Source organism: Serratia sp. SSNIH1 (genome assembly GCF_002935055.1).
Classification (GTDB): Bacteria; Pseudomonadota; Gammaproteobacteria; order Enterobacterales; family Enterobacteriaceae; genus Serratia; species Serratia nevei.
The window spans coordinates 357645-380517 of the sequence record NZ_CP026383.1; the positions used below are offsets into that span (position 1 = coordinate 357645).

A 22873-nucleotide genomic window follows, 5' to 3' on the forward strand; every position below is an offset into this window, starting at 1 on the left:
ACATGCTGAACATCGTTTTATTTGAACCCGAAATTCCACCCAACACCGGCAATATCATCCGCCTGTGTGCCAATACCGGCTTTAACCTGCACCTGATCGAACCGCTGGGATTCCCGTGGGACGACAAGCGCCTGCGCCGCGCCGGGTTGGACTACCATGAGTTCACCCGCGTCAGCCGCCATGCCGATTACGCCGCCTTTCTCGCCGCCGAAAACCCACAGCGGCTGTTTGCCCTGACCACCAAAGGCACGCCGGCGCACAGCGCCGTCAGCTATCAGGCCGGCGACTACCTGCTGTTCGGCCCGGAAACCCGCGGGTTGCCCGCCGACATCCTCGATGCGCTGCCTGCGCAGCAAAAAATCCGCATCCCGATGCAGGCGCAAAGCCGCAGCATGAACCTGTCGAATGCCGTATCGGTGGTGGTGTATGAGGCCTGGCGGCAGCTGGACTATGCCGGCGCGCTGATCAAGGCATAATCCGCGACGACGCGCCATACTGGAAGCATCATCGCTGCGATGTTCTCTCCAGGAACGGCACATGGCTTTCATCGAGGATATTGTCACCCAGCGTCGCCGCCTCGAGACGGCGCTGAACGAGGCGCTGCTGCGGCTGCAGCAGGCGCAAGACAGCGAAGCGCTGCACGACCTGCGCGTCTGTCTGCGCCGCATTCGCAGCCTGTTGCGCCCGTTGCGCGGCTGCCCCGGCGCAACGCGGCTCGATCGGGCCGCCGCCGAGTTAGGGCGGCTCACGACGCCGCTGCGCGATCTCGAGGTGCTGATCGCCGAACTGGCACGCCATCGCCTCGATTGGCAGGCCAACGTGCGCCGGAGCGATCTTCAGGCTCGCTGCCGTCAACTGCTCACCCATCCGCAGCTCATCGACTTTCCCTCGCTGTTACACGCCTGGCCGCGCCGCTTCCGCCGCACCGCGCGACGCACCGCCAAATACCGCCTGAACCGACGCCTGCAACGCCAGCAACGGCAACTGCGCCGGGCATTGGCCGATACCGGCTACGATCGCCACCGTCTGCGGCTGTTGATAAAACGCCTGCGTTACGCCGCCGAAGCCTATCCGCAACGCCTTCCCCTCTCTCCCGAAGCGACGGCGTGCCTCAAAGCGGCGCAAAACGCCCTCGGCGACTGGCACGATCGGGAGGTCTGGTGCCTGCAGGCCGAGCATCAGGCGGATCTCTGGCCGTTGTTGCCCCTATGGCAAGTTGAGCAACGCCAGGCGCTGGCCAGAGCGGATACCCTACTCGCCGCCTTATCACCGGCGCTGGCGGCGAAAACCGGCGGCGCATCACGATCCTGAAAAAAGGCCGCGGCAGGGCACGCCCGGCCCCGAAAATGCCCGATGAGGCACAGATAATGCGCTATGTTTTGTAAGGGTAATCACCACTCATCTAGGAAACCATATGAAGAAACAACGCTTGAGCGTTGCCATGGCGGTTCTGGCAGCGGGCCTGTTGCTGGCGGGCTGTTCGTCCAAAGTCACCCAAACGTCTCAATATTCGGGCTTCTTGTCCGATTACAGCAAACTGCAGGAAACCACCTCGCCAAGCGGCCATAAAACGCTGCGCTGGATAGATCCAAACTACAAGGAATCCAACTACCGCGGCCTCTATTTCCAACCGGTGGTCTATTTCCCGGCGGAAAAACCGACCACGCGCGTCAGCCAGGACACGCTGAACAAAATCAAGGCGTATGCGACCCAGCGGATTAAAGCCGCGTTGCAGAACCGCTTCACCATTCTGCCCAGCCCGGCAGGCTCACGTGTGTTGGTAGCCAAACTCGCCATCACCGCCGTTTCCGCCGAAAACGAAGACATGAAGTTCTATGAGGTGGTACCGGTCGCGGCGGTCGTTGCCAGCACCATGGCGGCTACCGGGCACCGGACGCAAAATACCGCGCTGTATATCGAAGGCGAGCTGATCGACCAGGATACCGGTAAAACGGTGATGGAAGTGGTACGCAAGGCTTACGGCAAAACCGTCAACAACGACAGCACGCCGGTCACGGCGGATGACGTCAAGGCGGCGATCGACGACATCGTTACCGATATCACCAACTTCCCGAAACAGGGCTGACCGCCGCCTGAAAAACACAGGGGGAGCCGAAGCTCCCCCTGAATGGCTGCGCAGACGGCACTCAAATGCCGTCGCCGTACTCAAAGCCGTGATTGGTGCCGTTGAAGTATTGGTCCATATCCATCGACGGCGTATCGCTCTCCGGACGCCCGACGATGCGCGCCGGCACGCCGGCGGCGGTGGTGTGCGGCGGTATCGCCTGCAAGACCACCGAACCCGCGCCGATCTTCGCGCCCTTGCCCACTTCGATATTGCCGAGAATTTTGGCGCCGGCGCCAATCATCACCCCTTCGCGAATTTTCGGGTGACGGTCGCCGCTGGTTTTACCGGTACCGCCCAGGGTGACCGACTGCAGGATAGAGACGTTGTTCTCCACCACCGCCGTTTCACCGATCACGATGCCGGTGGCGTGGTCGAGCATGATGCCGCAGCCGATGGTCGCCGCCGGGTGGATGTCCACGCCGAAGGCAACGGAAATTTGATTTTGCAGGTAGATAGCCAGCGCTTGCCGCCCTTGCTGCCACAGCCAGTGACCGATACGGTAAGCCTGCAGCGCATGGAACCCTTTCAGGTAAAGCAGCGGCGTGGAGTATTTATCGACCGCCGGGTCGCGCAGCCGCACCGCAAGGATATCGCGCGCCGCCGAAACGATCATCTGGTTGTCGGACTTGTAGGCCTCTTCCACCACCTCGCGCACCGCGATGGCGGGCATGATCGGCGTCGCCAGCTTGTTGGCCAGCATATAGCTGAGCGCGCTGCCCAGATTCTCGTGCTTGAGCAACGTCGCATGGAAAAAGCTGGCCAGCATCGGTTCACAATCAGCCAGTGCTCGCGCTTCTGATTTAATGCTGTTCCAGACCTGCTCCAACTCTTCTGACGACATCACATTCCCCTCTGCCTTGCCAAACGGGCCGCTTCGCACGGTAGCGCGAAGCGGCCCAGGTCATTTGCGGGGTCAGCACGCTGCCCCGGCATATCGTTTTATGTCACGCGCTGGGTTTTTCGTCCTTTCGGGCTCGCCCCAGCAGGCTCAGCGCCGCTTCGCGTGCGTCTTTATGGCAGTAAAGCACCTGATAAATCTGTTCGGTGATCGGCATTTCCACGCCGTGCCGCTGCGCCAGCGCCAACACCTCTTTGGTATTGCGATAGCCCTCGACCACCTGGCCGATGCTGTCCTGCGCTTCCTGTACGCCTTTGCCCTGCCCCAGCATAATACCGAAGCGGCGGTTGCGCGATTGGTTGTCCGTGCAGGTTAGCACCAGATCCCCCAGCCCCGCCATGCCCATGAACGTCGAAGGATCGGCGCCCAGCGCAGAACCCAGACGGCTCATTTCCGCCAGCCCGCGTGTAATCAACGCGGTGCGGGCGTTGGCGCCGAAACCGATGCCGTCGGACATGCCGGCGCCGATGGCGATCACGTTCTTCACCGCGCCGCCAAGCTGCACGCCGATGAAGTCGGGATTGCTATAGACGCGGAAGCTCTTGCCGCAGTGCAGCAGCTGTTGCAGATCGTCGGCGAACTGCGCATCGGTCGCCGCCAGCGCGATCGCCGTCGGCAGGCCGGCGGCCAGCTCTTTGGCGAACGTCGGCCCGGAGAGCACCGCCAGCGGGATCGTCTCGCCCAACGCCTCACGCGCCACGTCCTGCAGCAACCGGCCGGTTTCCGCTTCCAGCCCCTTGGTGGCCCACACGATGCGGGCGTCCGGGCGCAGATGCGGCTTCAGCTGGCGCAGCACGTCGCCGAACACGTGGCTCGGCACCACCACCAGCACGTCGCGGCTGGCCGCCAGCGCACGCGCCAAATCGGCTTCAAGCAGCAGGGTATCGGGGAAGGGAACGTCGGGCAGAAACGCCTGATTGCAGCGATCTTGCTGCAACGTTTGAATTTGCGCGGGGTTGTGCCCCCACAGCACCACGGAGTGGCCGTTACGCGCCAGCGTAATGGCCAATGCGGTGCCGTACGAGCCGGCACCGATGACAGTCATTGAAGCATTGACGGTGTTCATCAGGCATCCTGATGTGGTGCGGCACCTTCGCCTTCCGCCTGCTGCTGCAGATAGTTCATGAACAGCGCGTCAAAGTTGACCGGTGCCAGGTTCAGCTGCGGGAATGTGCCGCGGGAAACCAGGCTGGTGATGCACTCGCGCGCATACGGGAACAGGATGTTCGGGCAGTATGCACCCAGGCAATGCGCCAGCTGCGTGCCTTCGATGCCTGCTACCGAGAAGATGCCCGCCTGTTGCACTTCGCACAGGAACGCAGTTTCTTCGCCCAGGCTCGCCGTCACGGTTACGCGCAGTACCACTTCATACACTTCGTCAGCCAGCTGGCTGGACGCGGTATCCAGATCAAGTTTAACTTCCGGCTGCCATTCCTGCTGGAAAACCTGCGGCGCATTCGGCGCTTCGAAGGAGATGTCCTTGGTATAAATACGTTGGATCTGGAAAGCCATTTCGGTGCTGTTTTGTTCTGACATGTGAGTAATACCCTTGGTTAAACGTCCTTATTGACACTCGGTGAACCGGCAAGCTGCTTAAAGCAGCGGATCCAGGCCGCCGCGAGCATCGAGTTCATATAAATCATCGCAGCCGCCGATATGCCGGCCGTCGATGAAAATCTGCGGCACCGTGGTGCGCCCGCTGCGCTCGATCATCACTTCGCGCTTGGCGTTATCGCCGTCGATGGCGATCTCGTTAAACGCCGCGCCCTTGCTGTTCAACAGCGCCTTGGCGCGATGGCAGAACGGACAGGTCGCTTTGGTGTAGATATCAATGTTAGCCATGGATTGCCACCTCAAATAGGTTAAACGGTTACTTACCGCGCACCAGCGGCAGGTTTTCTCCGCTCCAGCCGGAAATGCCGTCTTTCAGCATAGTCACCTTTTCAAAACCGGCCTTGCTCAGGTTCTCCGCCGGCTCGCGGGAGGCGGTGCCGTTGGCGCACACGACGATGATCGGCTGCGCTTTGTGTTTTTCCAGCTCGCCCAGGCTGCCGTTTTTGATTTCGCTGGCGGTCAGGTTGATGGCGTTGGCCAGGTGACCACGGCGGAAATCGTCGCGGCTGCGGGTGTCGACCACCACGGCTTCTTCTTTGTTGATCAGGCGAATAGCTTCACCGCGGGCGATCTCTTTAACCTTGGAGAAACGGCTTTTGAAGGTCATGACGATCACGGCGACCAGCAGAGCGATCCAAGCCAGGCTCAGAATAGGGTGTCTGCTTACGAATGGCATAATTTCTTGCAGCATGGGGTGTAACAACTCCCGTCAGTTAAGGGATAAATAAGTCAAGGTTCCAGAGTATACCTGCCGAGTGCGGCAAATACAGCCAATAAGCAAGCGCGATTGTAGAAACTGCGGGCTGCGCTGAGAAATTCCCGACGTCAGAGCATAAAAGCCCGCGCGATTCGCCGCAACCTTGATCTCTTTGGGCTATTTATCGCCGCCGGCGGTGTAAAATCAGCCGGTTTTTCGAGGGCGAATAGCCATGCCTGCGGCGGGCGCATGGCTATTCGCAGCTTAAAAAGTTCATAAGAGGTCAATGCAATGTCGAGCAACAAAAAACCGATGGTACTGGTGATCCTGGACGGTTACGGCCATCGTGAAGAGCGGCAGGACAACGCGATCCTGAACGCCGGCACTCCGGTGATGGATCGCCTGTGGCGAGAGCAGCCGCATACGCTGATCGCCGCTTCCGGGCTGGATGTCGGCCTGCCCGATGGGCAAATGGGCAACTCTGAAGTCGGCCACGTCAACCTGGGCGCCGGCCGCATCGTGTACCAGGATCTGACCCGGCTGGACAAAGCGATCGCCGACGGCGACTTCTTCGCCAACCCGGTGCTGACCGCCGCCGTCGATAAGGCCGTAGCGGCCGGCAAGGCGGTGCATATCATGGGCCTGCTGTCGCCGGGCGGCGTGCACAGCCACGACGAGCACATCCTGGCCATGATCAAGCTGGCTGCACAACGCGGCGCCAAAGCCGTTTATCTGCATGCCTTCCTCGACGGGCGCGACACGCCGCCGCGCAGCGCCGAAGCCCCGCTGCAACGCTGCCGTGACGCCTTCGCCGCGTTGGGCGTCGGGCGCATCGCCTCGCTGATCGGCCGCTACTACGCGATGGACCGCGACAACCGCTGGGATCGCGTGCAGCTGGCCTATGACCTGCTGACCGCGGCCAAAGGCGACTCCGTGGCCGAGGATGCGATCGCCGGCCTGCAGGCCGCTTATCAGCGCGGTGAAAACGACGAGTTCGTCAGACCGACCGTGATCCGCGCCGCCGGTGAGGCCGATGCCGCGATGCAGGACGGCGACGCGTTGATCTTCATGAACTTCCGCGCCGACCGCGCGCGCCAGATCACCCGCGCCTTCGTGAACGCGGATTTCGACGGTTTCCCACGCGCCAAACAGGTGCAGTTCGGCGATTTCGTGATGCTGACCGAATACGCCGCCGACATCGCGACCGCCTGCGCCTATCCGCCGGCGTCGCTGGCCAACACCTTCGGCGAATGGCTGATGAAGCACGACAAAACCCAGCTGCGCATCTCGGAAACCGAAAAATACGCCCACGTCACCTTCTTCTATAACGGCGGCGTGGAAGCGCCGTTCAAGGGCGAAGACCGCGTGCTGGTCAACTCACCGAAGGTCGCCACCTACGATCTGCAGCCGGAGATGAGCGCCGCCGAGCTGACCGACAAGCTGCTGAGCGCCATCCGCAGCGGCAAATACGATGCCATTATCTGCAACTACCCGAACGGCGACATGGTGGGGCATACCGGCGTGTATGAAGCGGCGGTCAAAGCGGTGGAAACGTTGGACGCCTGCATCGCCCAGGTGGTTGATGCGGTGCGCGACGTCGACGGCCAGCTACTGATCACCGCCGATCACGGCAACGCCGAGCAGATGCGCGATCCGGCCACCGGCCAGGCGCACACCGCCCACACCAGCCTGCCGGTGCCATTGATTTACGTCGGCAAACCGGCGCGGGCGGTCGAAGGCGGCAAGCTTTCGGACATCGCGCCAACCCTGTTAACGCTGATGGGAATGGAAATCCCGCAAGAGATGACTGGTAAGCCGCTGTTCATCGTGGAATAATCCTTCTCCATGAGGGAGAAGGCGTTTTTTGCACTATCAAGGGTAACCCGAAGCGCAAACGCAGGCAGCCGACCGCTGCCTGAACGCACCGCGCCAAGGATGTTCACCGCCATGTGCGCCAGCGTATTTTGCGCTGGCGTCTTGCTGTTGCCGCTCGCCGGCCAGGCGGCGGAAGACAATAAATCCCAGCTGAAAGACATCCAGCAGAGCATCGCCGAGAAAGAAAAAGCGGTGAAGCAGCAGCAACAGCAGCGCAGCTCGCTGCAGGATCAGCTGCGTCAGCAGGAAAAAACCATCGCCCAAGCCAGCCGCCAGTTGCGCGACACCCAGGGCACGCTCACCCAGCTGGGCAAAGACATTTCCGGCCTGAACGCCTCGATAGCCAAACTGCAAAAGCAGCAATCGGCCCAACAGAACCTCCTCGCCAAACAGCTCGATGCCGCCTTCCGGCAAGGGCAGCACAGCGCCGTGCAGCTGATCCTCAGCGGTGAAGAAAGCCAGCGCAGCGAACGTATTCTGGCCTATTTCGGCTATCTGAACGAAGCGCGTCAGAAAACCATCGAAGAGCTGAAGCAGACCCGCGCCGAGCTGGCGAAGCAAAAAACCACGCTGGTGGCCAAACAGGGCCAGCAAAAATCCTTACTGGGCGAGCAACAGACGCAGCAGCAAAAGCTGGAGCAGGCGCGCGGCGCCCGCAAGAAAACGCTGACCGCGCTGGAAGCCTCGCTGGAAAAAGATCAACAACGCCTGGTGGAACTGCGCCAGAACGAAGCCCGCATGCGCGACAAGATCGCTCGGGCGGAGCGCGAAGCCCGTGCGCGCGCCGAACGCGAAGCGCGTGAAGCGGCCAAGGTGCGCGAACAGGTGCGCATCAAGGAGCAGCAGGCGAAGAAAACCGGCACGACCTACAAACCTAGCGAAGCCGATCGCTCGCTGATGGCGCGAACCGGCGGCCTCGGTCGTCCGGCCGGCCAGCTGATGTGGCCGGTGCGCGGCCGCACGCTGCACGGCTTTGGCGAACAGCAGCAGGGCGAGCTACGCTGGAAAGGCATGGTGATCGAAGCCCGCGAAGGCAGCGAAGTGAAAGCCGTCGCCGATGGCCGCGTGCTGCTGGCCGACTGGCTGCAAGGCTATGGCCTGATGGTGGTGGTCGAACACGGTAAAGGCGACATGAGCGTGTACGGCTACAACCAAAGCGCGTTGGTCAACGTCGGGGCGCAGGTGCGCGCCGGCCAGCCGATCGCTCTGGTCGGCACCAGCGGCGGCCAGGGAACGCCGTCGCTCTATTTCGAAATCCGTCGTCAGGGACAGGCGGTTAACCCACTGCCGTGGTTGGGAAGATAGATTTGCGCTATGTCAAAACCCGAACAGCTCTGTTAATAGGCTGTCTGCTGCAGGTTTACGCTGCGCAGGCAGGAAAACTCTCCATCGTCATCGATGACGTGGGCTACCGCCCTCACGAAGAAAACGCGGTGCTGCAAATGCCGACGGCGATCTCGGTCGCGGTGTTGCCCAACGCGCCGCATGCCCGCCTGATGGCCACCCGCGCCCACAGCCAGGGCCGCGAAGTCTTGATCCACATGCCGATGGCGCCGCTCAGCAAGCAGCCGCTGGAGCGCGATACCCTGCAGCCCTCCATGAGCAGCGACGAGATCCAGCGCATCATCCGCAATGCGGTGAACAACGTGCCCTACGCGGTCGGCATGAACAACCACATGGGCAGCGCCATGACCTCCAGCCTGCCGGGCATGCAGAAAGTGATGCAGGCGCTCGAAAGCTACCGCCTGTACTTCCTCGACAGCATGACCATCGGCAGCAGCCAGGCGACCCGCGCCGCGGCCGGCACCGGCGTGAAAGTGATCAAACGCAAGGTGTTTCTCGACGATACCGCGAACGAAGCCGACATCCGCCGCCAGTTCAACCGCGCGGTCGAATTGGCGCGGCGCAACGGCTCCGCCATCGCCATCGGCCACCCGCGCCCGGCGACGGTAAAGGTGCTGCAGCAGATGCTGCCGTCGCTGCCCGCCGATATCGTGTTGGTCAAACCGAGCGCGCTGCTGAACGAACCGCAGGGCAATGCTGGCGGCAGCTACGTCCCACCGCCGGTCCAACCGCAAAAACCGCAGCCGAAGAACCCGTTCAGCGGCGGCATCAAGCAGTGCAAGGTCAAACCGCCGAAGGAAAAAACCAACGCCGGTACCGCGCTGGGCGTCATCGCCGACAGCATCGCCAGCTCGCCGCCGGTGACCTTCATCAAGCGTCATTGGCAGCACTGGACGCAAGCCAAACCGCAAGCATAAAAAAGGGCCGGAATTCCGGCCCTTTTCACGTTTGCCGAGATCAATCCCAGCTCAGCACCACTTTACCCGACTTGCCGGAGCGCATGGCGTCGAAGCCCTGCTGGAACTCGTCGATCGAGAAGCGGTGGGTGATGATCGGGGTCAAATCCAACCCGGACTGGATCAGCGCCGCCATCTTGTACCAGGTTTCGAACATTTCGCGGCCGTAAATCCCCTTGATAAACAGCCCTTTGAAGATGACCTGGTTCCAGTCGATCGACATGTCCGAAGGTGGAATGCCTAACATGGCGATACGCCCGCCGTGGTTCATCGCATTGAGCAGCGTGCGGAACGCCGGCGGCGCGCCGGACATTTCCAGACCGACGTCGAACCCTTCGGTCATGCCCAGCTCGGCCATCACGTCGTTGAGGTTTTCCTTGCTGACGTTCACCGCGCGGGTCACGCCCATCTTGCGCGCCAGTTCCAGACGGTATTCGTTAACGTCGGTGATCACCACATGACGGGCGCCAACGTGTTTGCACACCGCCGCTGCCATGATGCCGATCGGGCCGGCGCCGGAGACCAGCACGTCTTCACCGACCAGATCGAACGACAGCGCGGTGTGCACCGCATTGCCGAACGGATCGAAGATCGAAGCCAGTTCGTCAGAGATGTTATCCGGGATCTTGAAGGCGTTGAACGCCGGGATCACCAGGTATTCCGCGAAGCTGCCCGGACGGTTCACGCCCACGCCGACGATGTTGCGGCACAGGTGCGTGCGGCCGCCGCGGCAGTTGCGACAGTGGCCACAGGTGATATGGCCTTCGCCGGACACGCGATCGCCAATGCTGAAACCTTTGACTTCCTGACCGATCGCCACCACTTCGCCCACGTATTCATGGCCGACCACCATCGGAACCGGAATGGTTTTTTGCGACCACTCGTCCCAGTTGTAGATATGCACATCGGTGCCGCAGATCGCGGTTTTGCGGATTTTGATCATGATGTCGTTGTGGCCCAGCTCCGGCTGAGGCACGTCGGTCATCCAAATCCCTTCTTCCGCTTTCAGTTTTGACAGTGCTTTCATGGTTTTACCTTATGCAATAACGCCAAGATCCTTACCGATACGTGTAAACGCCGCCACTGCGCGTTCGATTTGCTCCGGGGTGTGGTCGGCGGACATCTGGGTGCGGATGCGCGCCTGGCCTTTCGGCACCACCGGATAGAAGAAACCGGTCACATAGATGCCTTCCTTGAGCAACGCATTGGCGAATTCCTGCGCCAGCTTCGCCTCACCCAGCATGACCGGGATGATGGCGTGATCGGCGCCGGCCAATGTGAAGCCGGCGGCGGTCATTTTTTCGCGGAACAGACGCGCGTTGGCCCACAGGCGATCGCGCAGGGCGTCGCCCTCTTCCAGCAGTTCCAGCACTTTGATCGACGCGGCGACGATCGCCGGCGCCAGCGAGTTGGAGAACAGGTACGGACGCGAACGCTGGCGCAGCCACTCCACCACTTCTTTCTTGGCGGCGGTGTAGCCGCCGGACGCGCCGCCCAGCGCTTTGCCTAACGTACCGGTAATGATATCGACGCGGCCCATCACTTCGCAGTATTCATGAGTGCCGCGCCCGTTGGCGCCGACAAAGCCCACCGCGTGGGAGTCATCCACCATCACCAGCGCCTGATACTCGTCCGCCAGATCGCAAACCCCTTTCAGGTTGGCAATCACGCCGTCCATCGAGAATACGCCGTCGGTGGCGATCAGGATGTGGCGCGCGCCGTCGGCTTTGGCCTGCTTCAGCTGTGCGGCCAGCTCGGTCATGTCGTTATTGGCGTAGCGATAGCGCTTGGCCTTGCACAGGCGCACGCCGTCGATGATCGACGCGTGGTTCAGCGCATCGGAGATAATGGCGTCTTCCGGGCCAAGCAGGGTTTCGAACAGCCCGCCGTTGGCGTCGAAGCAGGAGGAGTACAGGATCGCGTCTTCCATGCCCAAGAAAGCCGCCAGTTTCTGTTCCAGCTGCTTGTGGCTGTCCTGGGTGCCGCAGATGAAGCGCACCGACGCCATGCCGAAACCGTGGCTGTCCATTCCCGACTTGGCGGCGGCGATCAGCGCCGGATGATTGGCCAAACCCAGGTAGTTATTGGCACAGAAGTTGATCACATGGCTGCCGTCGGCAACGGCGATATCCGCCTGTTGCGCGGAGGTGATGATGCGTTCTTCCTTGAACAGCCCTTCACTGCGAGTGGCGGCAAGCTGTTGTTCCAACTGCTGATAAAAAGACGCTGACATTCGGTTATCTCCAGGATTGGGCTATTTGCGGCATATTTTACTGATTTGTAACCAAACTGACGAGAATGCGCGGGAGAGAATATTAAAATTGCAGCAGATATCACGGCAAAAGGCGGGCTTCAATGGCAATGCGGGATATTCGGAGCCCTTCCGCTGTTTGCCGCGGCATGAAATGCTATGATAACCGCCATTGAGCGTGGGGCATTGTGCCCCGCCAGCAGCTTAGCAGGGGTAACCCAATGATTATCGTCACAGGCGGCGCCGGCATGATCGGCAGCAACATCATTAAAGCACTGAACGACAAGGGATATCGCGATATCCTGGTGGTGGATAACCTGAAAGACGGCACCAAGTTCGTCAACCTGGTCGATCTGGACATCGCTGACTATATCGATAAAGAAGACTTTGTCGCCAGCATCGTGGCCGGCGACGATCTGGGCGATATCGAAGCGGTCTTCCACGAAGGCGCCTGCTCCGCGACCACCGAGTGGGACGGCAAGTACATGATGGACAATAACTATCAGTACTCCAAAGACCTGCTGCACTACTGTCTGGATCGCGAAATTCCGTTCCTGTACGCCTCCTCCGCCGCCACTTACGGCGGCCGCGAAGAGTTCATCGAAGAGCGGGAGTATGAAGCGCCGCTCAACGTGTACGGCTACTCCAAATTCCTGTTCGATCAGTACGTGCGCGAGATCCTGCCGGAAGCGGACTCGCAGATCTGCGGCTTCCGCTACTTCAACGTTTACGGCCCGCGCGAAGGCCACAAAGGCAGCATGGCCAGCGTCGCCTTCCACCTGAATACCCAGATCAACCGCGGCGAAAACCCGAAGCTGTTCGCCGGCAGCGAAAACTTCAAGCGTGACTTCATCTACGTCGGCGACGTGGCGGCGGTTAACCTGTGGTTCTGGGAAACCGGTAAATCCGGCATCTTCAACTGCGGCACCGGCCGGGCGGAAACCTTCCAGGCGGTGGCCGACGCGGTGGTGGACTTCCACCAGAAGGGCGCGGTGGAATACATCGAGTTCCCGGAGAAGCTGAAGGGCCGCTATCAGGCTTACACCCAGGCCGATCTGACCAAGCTGCGCGCCGCCGGCTACGACGCACCGTTCAAAACGGTCGCCGAAGGCGTGAAAGAGTACATGGCCTGGTTGAACCGCACCGCATAAGCTGAAGGAATTAACGCTGGGTATGAAAATACTGGTTATCGGCCCTTCTTGGGTTGGCGACATGATGATGTCGCAAAGTCTCTATCGCACCCTGAAGGCCGAATACCCGTCGGCGGAGATCGATGTGATGGCGCCGGCCTGGTGCCGCCCGCTGCTGGCGCGCATGCCGGAAGTCAATCAGGCGCTGGCGATGCCGCTGGGCCACGGCGCACTGGGGCTCGGCGAGCGCCGCCGCCTGGGGCGCGCCCTGCGCGCCAACCGTTACGATCGCGCTTACGTTCTACCCAACTCGTTCAAATCCGCGCTGGTGCCTTTCTTTGCCGATATCCCGCAGCGCACCGGCTGGCGGGGCGAAATGCGTTACGGCCTGCTGAACGACGTCCGCGTGCTCGACAAGGCGGCTTTCCCGCTGATGGTGCAGCGCTATGTGGCGCTGGCCTATGACAAAGGCCGCATTCAGCGCGCCGACGATCTGCCGCAGCAGCTGCTGTGGCCGCAGCTGCAGGTGAGCGACGAAGAAATCGCCGACACCACCGCGGCTTTCAACCTGACCGGCAGCCGACCGATCGTCGGCTTCTGCCCGGGCGCGGAATTCGGCCCCGCCAAACGCTGGCCGCACTATCACTACGCGGCGCTGGCTCAGCGGCTGATCGAGAGCGGCTATCAAATAGCGCTGTTCGGTTCGGCGAAAGACCACGAGGCCGGCGAACAGATCCGCGCCGCGCTGCAGGAAGACGCGCGCGATTTCTGCCTTAACCTGGCCGGAAAAACCCAGCTGGAGCAGGCGGTGATCCTGATCGCGGCCTGCCGGGCAGTGGTCAGCAACGACTCCGGTTTAATGCACGTTGCCGCAGCGTTGAACAAACCGCTGATAGCCTTGTACGGCCCAAGCAGCCCCGACTTCACGCCGCCGCTCTCCGACAAGGCGCGGGTTATCCGCTTGATCAGCGGCTACCACAAGGTGCGTAAGGGCGATGCCGAACAGGGGTATCACCAAAGTTTGATCGATATTCAGCCGCAGCAAGTGTTGGATGCGCTGACGCCGTTGCTTGTCGCCAGCGAGGAATAGTCATGCAGGTGTTAATCGTAAAAACGTCCTCGATGGGAGACGTGCTGCATACCCTGCCCGCCCTGACCGATGCGCTGCAGGCCATTCCCGATATCCGCTTCGACTGGGTAGTGGAAGAAGGCTTCGGCCAAATCCCCACCTGGCACCCGGCGGTGGATCGCGTGATCCCGGTGGCCATTCGCCGCTGGCGCAAGAACTGGTTCGGCAGCGACACCCGGCAACAGCGCTGCGACTTCAAGCGCGCGCTGCAAGAACGCCGTTACGACGTAGTGATCGACGCTCAGGGCCTGATCAAAAGCGCCGCGCTGATCACGCGCGTCGCCAAAGGCAACAAACATGGCCCGGACTGCAAGAGCGCGCGCGAGCCGTTCGCCAGCTGGTTCTACAACGTGCGCCATGAGATAGACAAACAGCAGCACGCGGTGGAACGCACGCGCGAGCTGTTCGCCAAAAGCCTCGGTTACGACAAACCGGGCAGCTACGGCGATTACGCCATCGCCGCGCGCTTTCTCAGCCGCCCGCCGGCCGATGCCGGGCAGTATTTGGTGTTTCTGCACGCGACGACGCGTGACGACAAGCACTGGCCGGAGCAGAACTGGCGCGAGCTGATCGCGCTGACGGCCGACTGCGGGCTGAAGATCAAACTGCCGTGGGGTGCAGAGCATGAACATCAGCGCGCACTGCGGTTGGCGGAAGGTTTTTCACATGTCGAAGTGCTGCCGAAGCTCAGCCTGCAGCAGGTGGCCGAGGTGTTGGCCGGCGCCAAGGGCGTGGTCTCAGTCGACACCGGGCTCAGCCATTTGACCGCCGCGCTCGACAAACCCAACATCACGCTTTTCGGGCCGACCGATCCCGGCCTGATCGGCGGCTACGGGCAAAATCAGCACTCGCTGATTTCGCCGGAAAAAAGCATGGCGACAATCGACGCCGATACGGCATGGCAGGCGTTGCAAAAGGTTATAGCATGAAAAAACTGCATATTATCAACCTGGGTAAAATGGGCGGCGTCGAACGCCTGTTCCTGCAGTACATCAACGATACCACCGACGGCAGCAACCAGGTCTTGTGCATCAGCGGCGACATTGGCGAAGAGATCCGCCGTCAGTTGCCTGCGCATCAGCCCGTCACCTTCGCCAACCGCCTGATCAATGCGCTGCCGTTGCGCTGCCCGCAGTTCCTGCGCAAATTTCTGCTGAAGTGGAAAATCGAGCGGGCGAACGCCGACGTGGTGATCGTCTGGGACCTGGTACCGGGGCTGGCGGCCAAACCCAAGCGCGGCAAGCTGGTTTACTACGATCACGGCTGCTCATGGCGTTACCCCAAGAATAAAAAGACGCTGAGTTTCTTCGCCATGCTGGACGGCGTCATTTCCGCCTCGCACGCGTCGAAGCGGGTGATGGAGCTGCGTTTTAATCTGCCTTGCCCAAATCACGTGGTGATCAACCGCATCAAGACGCCGGCGGGGATCGACACTGCGCCGAAAACGCTGTCGCAGCCGGTCAGGATCGGCACCGCTTCACGCCTGGTCAGCCTGAAAGGCATCAGCGTTTCATTATTGATGATGCAGGAACTGCTGCGGCGCGGGCATGACGTCACGCTGGAAGTGGCCGGCAAAGGGCCGGATCGCGCGGCGTTCGAGGCGCTGGCGGCCCGGCTTCAGCTCGGCGACCGCGTCACCTTCAGCGGTTATCAGGATGACGTCGCCGGCTTCTTCAATCGCACGCACATCTACATGAGCACGCCGATCACCGAGCCATTCGGCTTGTCCTGCATGGAGTCGCTCTATTTCGGCGTGCCGGTCATTTTCCCGCAGGTTGACGGCCAGCCGGAAGCGGTCAAGGACGGCGTCTGCGGCATTGGCCTGACGCCGTCGGTCACCGTCGAACAACACCGGCAGCTCACCGATATCGAGGTCGACTTCCCGCATGAGGTCTACGATCCGTTGACCGACAGCTTGGTCGCACCCAAGCTGCTGTCGCATCTCGACTGTGCGGATGCGGTTGAGAAATTGCTGGCGCGCGAAGCCTACCAGACTCTGAGCCGAAATGCGCAGCGCTATCCTGCGGAACATTTCAACTATGCTCAGTTCAAAGCTGAGTTCGACGACACGCTGCGATCCTTTATCGCTTAATTGAAACGTGAGCCGGAAAACACACCCGATGTTAAAACACAGAACGCCGCATCCTGCCTTCAGCTATCTTATCTATCTGGGGTGCGCCATCGCTTTTTGCACCATCCCTTTCGGTTCCGCGACCGGACGCAATCTGTTTTACGTTTCCAGCTACATCGCCTTTATCGCCGTTTGCCTGTACCCGCGCTACTACTTCAGCAACGCGAGAAATCTGCTGCTGCCCGCGCTGATGTTCAGCGTGGGCATGGGAACCATCCTCTGGATGCATCACTTCAAACAGCCGGGTGAGTACATCAATATTTATCGCTCTTATATGTCGACCGGCAAACTGCAGCTCGCGACCGCTTTCATTTTGCTGATCGCGCTCAATGAGCGGTTGTGCGTGCAGCGCCTGCTGATCGTCGTGGCTCTCGCCACCGGCCTGGCGGTCAACGGCTATTCCCTCTATCAGGGATTGCGGTTGAATATCCCGCGCGTAGAGCTCAACTTCGATCGCGCCACGGTCGCCGCCTACCTGATGACAGCCATCGATCTGGTGATGATGCAAGCCATCCTGATGCTGCGCACCCGTTACCGCCTGGCGTTGTACATCGCTGCGTTCCTGCTTTCCTTCTCTGCGCTGGTGCTCACCGGCACGCGCGCAGCCATGTTGGTCTACCCGGTAGCGATCTGCCTGTCGCTGCTGGCGACCAAGCAGCTGGTTTCCAGGAAACACAAGCTCGCGTTGGTAGCCTCGGTACCGCTGCTGCTCGTAGCCTGCGGCCTGGTGTTCAAGCCGCAGATAGAAGAACGCATTCAGGCCTTTGAGACCGACATGCGCCTGATGGATCAGCCACAGACTGAAAACTCGATCATTTCCCGGCTGTCGATGCAAACGCTGGCATGGCACACCGGTTCACAAGCCCCTTGGGGCCAATCCGCCGAGCAGCGCGGCGAAGAGATCCGTGCGATGGTCGCACAGCAACCTCGCCTGTCTGGCGTCATGCCCTACATCAACGTCCACCTGCACAACGAGCTGCTGGAAACCTACTCGCTCAAGGGTATCTGGGGCGTACTGCTGCTGCTGGCGCTCTATGTCAGCCTGTTCTTCTCTTCCTTCCGGCCGCAGCGCAACGCGCTGCTGCTAAGCGTCAGCGCCAGCCTGTTCGTTTACGGCCTGAGCGACGTCATCTTCTTCAGCACGGAAGGCACCGTCATATTCTGCCTGGCGTTGATCGCCGCCGTTCTTTCCGTCCCGAAACAGCCCCCTGTTCAGGAGCCTACCCCGTGAATCATCAGGAGCCGCTGCTCAGCGTTATCGTGCCGTTTTATAATAATGAAGCGTTCGTTATCGCTGCGCTGGATTCGTTATTTGCGCAGATTAGCGACGATATCGAGGTGGTGATCATCGATGATGGCTCCACCGACGCCTCCGGCGCGCTGGTCAGCCAATATCTGGCGCAGCGGCGGCACCCGCGCGTGGTCTTTACTTCACAGGCTAACGGCGGCATTGCGCACGCACGCAATGTCGGCTTACGGCTGGCCACCGGCCGCTATCTCACCTTCCTCGACGGCGACGATCTGCTGAGCGACGACTATCTGGCAATCCTGCGGCCTCTGCTTACCGCCGGTGAAGATGACCTGATCGACTTTAATTATCAGAAGTTCACCGAACAACCGCCGACGCCGGATAACCGCGCGACGCAGCCCGTAACCTACAACTTTTCACAGTTGGGGCTCGGCTGCCTGCAACCGCTGTTCGCACGCTCGATGTGGCATCTCTGGAGCCGCGTGTATAAACGCACGCTGCTGGAAGGGGAAACGTTCGAAGACGGCAGACGCTATGAAGACGTGATTTTCACGCCTTTTCAGTATTTCAAAACCCGCCGCATCGCCCATCTGGACTGCGAGCTCTATTTCTATCGGGATAACAGCCAAGGCATCACTCGCAATATCAAACCCAAAGATATTGAAGATCTGCTGTTCGCCATGGAGAAGATGCTGCGTTTTGTGGCGCAGCATCCCGGGGATGAGCCGCTGCGCCGGTTGGCAGCCCTGATGCTGGCCAACTGCTTTTCCGAGGTGAAAAGCATGTCGAAGGCGGTATACGGCTATTATCATTACGCGCCGGCAACGCTGAACATCCTGCGCCGCGCCGCCGATATCTGCCGCAACAGCGACGTGCCGGGCAAAAAAGTCCGCCAGATGCGCTATGCGCGAGTGGATACCTTTCTTTCGAAGCTGCGCGGGCGCAAGCCGCACTAACCGCATCGGCCGGGCGGCCGATGCGTCGTCGCTCCCTCAGCGCGTCAAAGGCACGTGCGCGACCAGCTCCTCATAAATCCGCTGCGGCTGGATGACCCCCATCGGGCTTTCTGCCTCCAGCGGCATCGTATAGCCGGTACGCGACACCTGAATGATGCGGTGCAGTTCAGTATCCTGAATCGGGCCGGTGGAGCGTGAGTCGGCGGTCACGAACAGGCTGATGGTTTTCACTTTCAACGCCACCGCCAGATGCAGCGGCCCGGTATCGCCGGTGACCAGAACATGGAAACTGTCGATCAACGTCAGCAAGCCTTGCAGCCCCGTTTTACCGATCTGGTTATCCACGCAGGCCTGCGTTTGCGGGCCGATCAGGCTCATAAACTGTTTGGCCTTGCCGTCGTCGAACGGTGCGCCAATCAGCACGATGCGCACATTTGGGTGCTTCGCCACCAGCTCATCGGCCAGCCGCGCATAGTGCGAAACCGGCCAGCAACGCGACTCTGTTGACGCCCCCAGCTGAAAACCGATGGTGGGATGCTCGCTGCTTTTGACGCCGCGCTGATAATCCACGGGAATTTCCATCGTCGGATCGTCGCTGCGGCAGCCTAAAATGGAAATCAGCTCCAGTTTGCGGCGTACGAAGTGGCCGTAATAATGGAAGATATAGTTGGTCAGCCAAGGCTCCAGCCCGCAAATGCCCGAGCTGTAGTTATCCCTGATAATGTACTTCGCCCCGGCCAGTACGGCGCTGATGATGTCATAAGGCAGGTGGGAGTGCAGAATCAGCGCCAAATCCGGCTGATGTTCGCGCAGCGATTTCAGCAACGGGCGTATCGTCTTGATCTTGCTATTCCAATACACCACGCGATCGTAATAACGGCCGTTTTCCACCAGCTCGCGGTTTTTCTTGTGCACCACCAGCGTGATGTGCGCATTGGGGTAGCGTTCCCTCATCGCCCTCAATGCCGGCGTGTTGAACATGAAGTCGCCCAATGCCGTGGTGGAATAGATAACGATATTGTCAAACTGCTGGGCGCCGTCGAACGTCGCCTTATCCTGAAAACGGCCGTACTTCGCCGTATAGCGCCGCAAGAACCAGTCGGCAACCTTGATTTTCCATTTCTTCGACATGTGCGTGCTTAGTTCGCTTTAAGTTGATAATACTCGGCCAGCGTCATGCCCACCGTACGCTGCTGCAGCCAGTCAAACAGCTGCTCCAGATCGCGGTACAGCCCTTCGATATCCTGCTCGGTTTTGAACGTCGGGCTGCCGCCCGGCATAAATTCGGAAGAGTGCAGCATAAATTCGACGTAGTCATGCCCCTGCGCCAGCGACGCCTCAGCCACGCTTATCATCTTGGCCACGTTGCCGCCACTCGGCCGCAGCCAGTTGACGGACGGCGAACGCCGCTTGCCACGCAGCCGGTCATAACCTTGCTTGAACGCGTTCATCAGCGCCGAGTGCTTGTACTGAATGCTCATCGGCACTTCCAACAGCGGCGAAGCGCCCGGTTTGGCAATGTTCTGCGGATCGATGAAATAAGCCTGCGACGGGAACCGGGTGTAATCGGTGCCGCCGTTGCCCTGCGGATTGCCCGGCGAAAACTGCCAGTTGACCCGCGGCGTCACCGAACAGTCCACCTGATAGCCGTATTCCAGCAGCAGCGAGGCATAATATTCGTTGAACGCCCAGCGGCCGGCGCGATGGCTGAGCATTTTGGTCTGAAAGGCATCTTCCAGCAGCTTGGTCATGTGATCGACCTTGGCGCGGATCTGATCGGTGGGATACTCGATCAAATAAGGCTTGTGGCGCCAGTCGTCGTCGGTGAGCGGCGTCAGCGGCGGGCTGTTCCAGGCGTGCAGGTGCATGCCCACTTCTCCCACGCCGCGGGCGATCACGTCGCGCGCGAACTCGACGTAAGCCGGATCCATCGCCATTTCATAGTTGGTGAGATAAACCGGTTTGAAGGCGTATTTTTCGCACAATGCCTGAAAGCGCGGCAAGAAACGCGTGTTTTCGGTCGTGATGCGATCGTGGTTTTGCCACAGATTATCGCCTTCGGTATCAATGGTGATGAGAAACGCCGGTTTAGTCATGAATATCGAGCCTGATATCAACAGAATGCACTATGTTACGCAGGCCGTTTCGCCAGGGCAAACGACTTTGCTGCCTGGTTTGGACAACGTTGAAGCGCATTCGTCCCCAGCCCGGCGATTTTTTTTCGGCCCGGCAAGAAAACCTTGCAACAGTAGCCACATGCGATCGGGTCATTTAGAATCAAAGATTGGTTTCCCAGAAAGCGACTCATGATGAACGACGCGCCAGCCCCAACTTCCGCCCCATCCGTACAGCGTATTTTGATCATAAAACTGCGCCATCACGGCGATATGCTGCTGGTCACGCCGGTCATCAGCAGCCTGCGGCAAAACTACCCGCAGGCGCAGATCGATGTGCTGCTGTATCAGGAAACGCAGGAGATGCTGGCCAGCAATCCGGAACTGTCGACCCTGTTCGCCATCGACCGCCAATGGAAAAAACAGGGCACCCGCGCGCATCTGGGGCACGAGCTGGCGCTGCTGCGCCGCCTGAAGGCGCAGCGCTACGATCTGGTGGTCAACCTGGCCGATCAGTGGCGCAGCGCCATTATCACGCGCCTGACCGGCGCGCGCATCCGTCTGGGCTTCGATTTCCCCAAACGCCGCGGCTTCCTGTGGCGCCACTGCCACACGCAGCTGGTGCCGGTCGACAATCACGCCCACCTGCATACCGTCGAACAAAACCTCTCGCTGCTGGCGCCGCTGAACCTGCCCGCGCTCAGTGATCATGTGACCATGAGTTACGATCCGCAGGATTGGCAGGCCTGTGAGCAACGGTTGCAGAAACAGGGCGTCGCCGGCAGTTATATTATGGTGCAGCCCACCTCGCGCTGGTTCTTCAAATGCTGGAGCGAAGAGAAAATGGCCGCCACCCTCACCGCCTTGCAGGCCGACGGCCACCAGCTGGTGATCACCTCCGGCCCCGACGCCAGAGAACAAGCCATGGTAGAACGCATTTTGGCGCTCTGCCCGCCGCAGGGCGTGATCTCGTTGGCCGGCCAGCTGACGCTGCGCCAGCTGGCCGCCCTGATCGACCACGCCAAGCTGTTTATCGGCGTGGATTCGGTGCCGATGCACATGGCCGCCGCGCTGCAAACGCCGTGTGTGGCGCTGTTCGGCCCTTCCAAGCTGACTTTCTGGCGGCCATGGCAGGCTACCGGCGCCGTGATCTGGGCCGGCGACTTCGGCGAACTGCCCGATCCGGACGCCATTGATACCGGCACCGACGAACGGTATCTCGACTTTATTCCTACAGACGCGGTGATTGCAGCCGCGCGGAGCACGCTGGCATGAAAGCATTTCGTTTGGCGATCGTTCGCCAAAAATACCGCCCGGACGGCGGGGCCGAACGTTTCGTTTCCCGCGCCCTGGAGGCGCTGGAGCAACAGGATCTCGATCTGAACGTCATCACCCGCGAATGGCAGGGTGACGCCAATTCCAACTGGCATATCCACCTGTGCAACCCGTTAAAACTCGGCCGCATCAGCCGCGAGCGAGGCTTCGCCGTGGCAGCCAGGGCGCTGTGGCAGAAAGAGCGCTTCGATCTGGTGCAAAGCCACGAGCGCATTCCCGGCTGCGATATCTACCGCGCCGGCGACGGTGTACACCGCCGCTGGTTGCTGCAACGCGCGCGCCTGCTGCCGGAATGGCGCCGCAAATGGCTGTTCTCCAATCGCTATCACCGCTATGTGATGTGCGCCGAACGCGCCATGTACGCCGCGCCGGAGCTGAAAGCCGTCATCTGCAACGCCGAGATGATCAAGCAGGAAATCATCGCCGACTTTGGCGTGCCCGCCGACAAAATCACGGTGATCTATAACGCCATCGACAATCAAAAGTTCCCGCCCGCCGACGAGGCCCAGCGCCAACGTCTGCGCGAGCAGTATCAGATCCCACAACGGGCGCACTGCCTGATCTTCGTCGGCTCCGGTTTCGAGCGCAAAGGGCTGGCCGCCGCCATCCGCGCCGTGGCGGCGACCGACAGCCACCTCCTGGTGGTCGGCAAAGACAAGGACGAAAAACGCTACCGGGCGCTGGCACAGTCGCTGGGCTGCAGCGATCGGGTTCACTTTATGGGCGTGCAGAAGCAGACCTTGCCGTTCTATCAGGCCGCGGACGCGCTGCTGCTGCCGACGCTGTACGATCCGTTCCCGAATGTGATTCTGGAAGCGATGTCATGCGGCCTGCCGGTTATCACCAGCACCACCTGCGGCGGCGCCGAGTTTATCACCCCCGGCCAGAACGGCTTCGTGACCGACGCGCTCGACGTACCGGCCATCACGGAGGCCATTCGGGCGCTGCCGCGCCAGGCGCTGGGATCATCCATGGGCGAAGCGGCGAGATTGCGCATTATGACGGCTACGCCGGCGCATCTGTCCGAACAGCTGATTTCCCTCTATAACCGGTTACTGGATTAACT

23 protein-coding genes are annotated in these 22873 nt (G+C 60.6%); 14 read left to right on the forward strand and 9 right to left on the reverse strand.

The window, feature by feature from the left end:
- Positions 1 to 2: 2 nt before the first annotated feature.
- The 3 genes from trmL (at position 3) to C3F38_RS01700 (ending at position 2086) form a co-directional block, all read left to right on the forward strand.
- Positions 3 to 476 carry a tRNA (uridine(34)/cytosine(34)/5-carboxymethylaminomethyluridine(34)-2'-O)-methyltransferase TrmL gene (trmL, locus tag C3F38_RS01690; protein ID WP_004931130.1) on the forward strand — a complete coding sequence of 158 codons (474 nt, stop codon included), beginning with the start codon at positions 3 to 5 and terminating at the stop codon, positions 474 to 476.
- A 61-nt stretch (positions 477 to 537) separates the two neighbouring features.
- Complete coding sequence (locus tag C3F38_RS01695) at positions 538 to 1311, forward strand: CHAD domain-containing protein (RefSeq protein WP_055317013.1); 774 nt, start codon at positions 538 to 540, stop codon at positions 1309 to 1311.
- A 103-nt stretch (positions 1312 to 1414) separates the two neighbouring features.
- Positions 1415 to 2086 (forward strand): DUF3313 domain-containing protein, encoded by a 672-nt coding sequence (locus tag C3F38_RS01700; protein WP_038872629.1) that lies wholly within the window; start codon positions 1415 to 1417, stop codon positions 2084 to 2086.
- A gap of 61 nt (positions 2087 to 2147) precedes the next feature.
- Here C3F38_RS01700 and cysE read toward each other — a convergent pair whose 3' ends face one another.
- From cysE to C3F38_RS01725, 5 genes are all read right to left on the reverse strand, one after another.
- Positions 2148 to 2969 (reverse strand): serine O-acetyltransferase, encoded by an 822-nt coding sequence (cysE, locus tag C3F38_RS01705; RefSeq protein WP_004931135.1) that lies wholly within the window; start codon positions 2967 to 2969, stop codon positions 2148 to 2150.
- Between the two features lie 103 nt (positions 2970 to 3072).
- The gene (gene gpsA, locus C3F38_RS01710) at positions 3073 to 4092 is read right to left on the reverse strand and encodes an NAD(P)H-dependent glycerol-3-phosphate dehydrogenase (RefSeq protein ID WP_038872626.1); all 1020 of its coding nucleotides are present in this window, start codon (positions 4090 to 4092) and stop codon (positions 3073 to 3075) included.
- On the reverse strand, positions 4092 to 4562 hold the full coding sequence (secB, locus tag C3F38_RS01715; protein ID WP_025304678.1) for a protein-export chaperone SecB: 471 nt from the start codon (positions 4560 to 4562) through the stop codon (positions 4092 to 4094). The genes gpsA and secB overlap by 1 nt, the downstream gene beginning before the upstream one ends.
- A 57-nt stretch (positions 4563 to 4619) precedes the next feature.
- Positions 4620 to 4868, reverse strand: coding sequence for a glutaredoxin 3 (gene grxC, locus C3F38_RS01720; RefSeq protein WP_004931142.1), 249 nt, complete (start codon positions 4866 to 4868; stop codon positions 4620 to 4622).
- 28 nt (positions 4869 to 4896) lie between these two features.
- Complete coding sequence (locus tag C3F38_RS01725; protein ID WP_038872623.1) at positions 4897 to 5331, reverse strand: rhodanese-like domain-containing protein; 435 nt, start codon at positions 5329 to 5331, stop codon at positions 4897 to 4899.
- 297 nt (positions 5332 to 5628) lie between these two features.
- On the opposite strand from C3F38_RS01725, the gene gpmM reads away from it, so the two are divergent.
- Genes gpmM through C3F38_RS01740 form a run of 3 tightly spaced genes read left to right on the forward strand, consistent with a single transcriptional unit; the run spans position 5629 to position 9473 of the window.
- A complete protein-coding gene (gpmM, locus tag C3F38_RS01730) occupies positions 5629 to 7173 on the forward strand; it encodes a 2,3-bisphosphoglycerate-independent phosphoglycerate mutase (protein WP_038872619.1) in 1545 nt (514 codons plus the stop codon).
- A gap of 9 nt (positions 7174 to 7182) precedes the next feature.
- Positions 7183 to 8517 carry a murein hydrolase activator EnvC gene (envC, locus tag C3F38_RS01735; RefSeq protein ID WP_038872616.1) on the forward strand — a complete coding sequence of 445 codons (1335 nt, stop codon included), beginning with the start codon at positions 7183 to 7185 and terminating at the stop codon, positions 8515 to 8517.
- 2 nt (positions 8518 to 8519) lie between these two features.
- On the forward strand, positions 8520 to 9473 hold the full coding sequence (locus C3F38_RS01740) for a divergent polysaccharide deacetylase family protein (protein ID WP_055317236.1): 954 nt from the start codon (positions 8520 to 8522) through the stop codon (positions 9471 to 9473).
- 40 nt (positions 9474 to 9513) lie between these two features.
- Here C3F38_RS01740 and tdh read toward each other — a convergent pair whose 3' ends face one another.
- Together tdh and kbl are read right to left on the reverse strand one after the other, a co-directional pair.
- A complete protein-coding gene (gene tdh / locus C3F38_RS01745; RefSeq protein WP_055317237.1) occupies positions 9514 to 10539 on the reverse strand; it encodes an L-threonine 3-dehydrogenase in 1026 nt (341 codons plus the stop codon).
- Between the two features lie 9 nt (positions 10540 to 10548).
- Positions 10549 to 11745 (reverse strand): glycine C-acetyltransferase, encoded by a 1197-nt coding sequence (gene kbl, locus C3F38_RS01750; RefSeq protein WP_004931154.1) that lies wholly within the window; start codon positions 11743 to 11745, stop codon positions 10549 to 10551.
- Between the two features lie 239 nt (positions 11746 to 11984).
- Between kbl and rfaD the strand changes: the two genes are divergently transcribed.
- From rfaD to C3F38_RS01780, 6 genes are read left to right on the forward strand one after another with little or no spacing between them, the layout of a single operon-like run.
- Positions 11985 to 12914, forward strand: coding sequence for an ADP-glyceromanno-heptose 6-epimerase (gene rfaD / locus C3F38_RS01755; protein WP_047729609.1), 930 nt, complete (start codon positions 11985 to 11987; stop codon positions 12912 to 12914).
- Positions 12915 to 12936: 22 nt separating this feature from the next.
- The gene (gene rfaF / locus C3F38_RS01760) at positions 12937 to 13983 is read left to right on the forward strand and encodes an ADP-heptose--LPS heptosyltransferase RfaF (protein WP_055317238.1); all 1047 of its coding nucleotides are present in this window, start codon (positions 12937 to 12939) and stop codon (positions 13981 to 13983) included.
- A gap of 2 nt (positions 13984 to 13985) precedes the next feature.
- The gene (gene rfaC, locus C3F38_RS01765; protein WP_055317239.1) at positions 13986 to 14951 is read left to right on the forward strand and encodes a lipopolysaccharide heptosyltransferase RfaC; all 966 of its coding nucleotides are present in this window, start codon (positions 13986 to 13988) and stop codon (positions 14949 to 14951) included.
- The gene (locus C3F38_RS01770; RefSeq protein ID WP_047729606.1) at positions 14948 to 16114 is read left to right on the forward strand and encodes a glycosyltransferase; all 1167 of its coding nucleotides are present in this window, start codon (positions 14948 to 14950) and stop codon (positions 16112 to 16114) included. Before rfaC ends, C3F38_RS01770 begins: the two co-directional genes overlap by 4 nt.
- Before the next feature lie 28 nt (positions 16115 to 16142).
- Positions 16143 to 17384: an O-antigen ligase gene (locus tag C3F38_RS01775; protein WP_055317240.1), complete on the forward strand. Its 1242-nt coding sequence runs from the start codon at positions 16143 to 16145 to the stop codon at positions 17382 to 17384.
- Complete coding sequence (locus C3F38_RS01780; protein WP_038872595.1) at positions 17381 to 18358, forward strand: glycosyltransferase; 978 nt, start codon at positions 17381 to 17383, stop codon at positions 18356 to 18358. The genes C3F38_RS01775 and C3F38_RS01780 overlap by 4 nt, the downstream gene beginning before the upstream one ends.
- 36 nt (positions 18359 to 18394) lie before the next feature.
- On the opposite strand, the gene C3F38_RS01785 is transcribed toward C3F38_RS01780, so the two are convergent.
- Positions 18395 to 19489: a glycosyltransferase family 9 protein gene (locus tag C3F38_RS01785; RefSeq protein WP_038872593.1), complete on the reverse strand. Its 1095-nt coding sequence runs from the start codon at positions 19487 to 19489 to the stop codon at positions 18395 to 18397.
- Between the two features lie 8 nt (positions 19490 to 19497).
- On the reverse strand, positions 19498 to 20454 hold the full coding sequence (locus tag C3F38_RS01790) for a polysaccharide deacetylase family protein (protein WP_055311846.1): 957 nt from the start codon (positions 20452 to 20454) through the stop codon (positions 19498 to 19500).
- 210 nt (positions 20455 to 20664) lie between these two features.
- On the opposite strand from C3F38_RS01790, the gene rfaQ reads away from it, so the two are divergent.
- Both rfaQ and C3F38_RS01800 read left to right on the forward strand, forming a co-directional pair.
- The gene (rfaQ, locus tag C3F38_RS01795; protein ID WP_055317241.1) at positions 20665 to 21747 is read left to right on the forward strand and encodes a putative lipopolysaccharide heptosyltransferase III; all 1083 of its coding nucleotides are present in this window, start codon (positions 20665 to 20667) and stop codon (positions 21745 to 21747) included.
- Positions 21744 to 22871: a glycosyltransferase family 4 protein gene (locus C3F38_RS01800; protein ID WP_055311845.1), complete on the forward strand. Its 1128-nt coding sequence runs from the start codon at positions 21744 to 21746 to the stop codon at positions 22869 to 22871. Before rfaQ ends, C3F38_RS01800 begins: the two co-directional genes overlap by 4 nt.
- Positions 22872 to 22873: the final 2 nt, after the last annotated feature.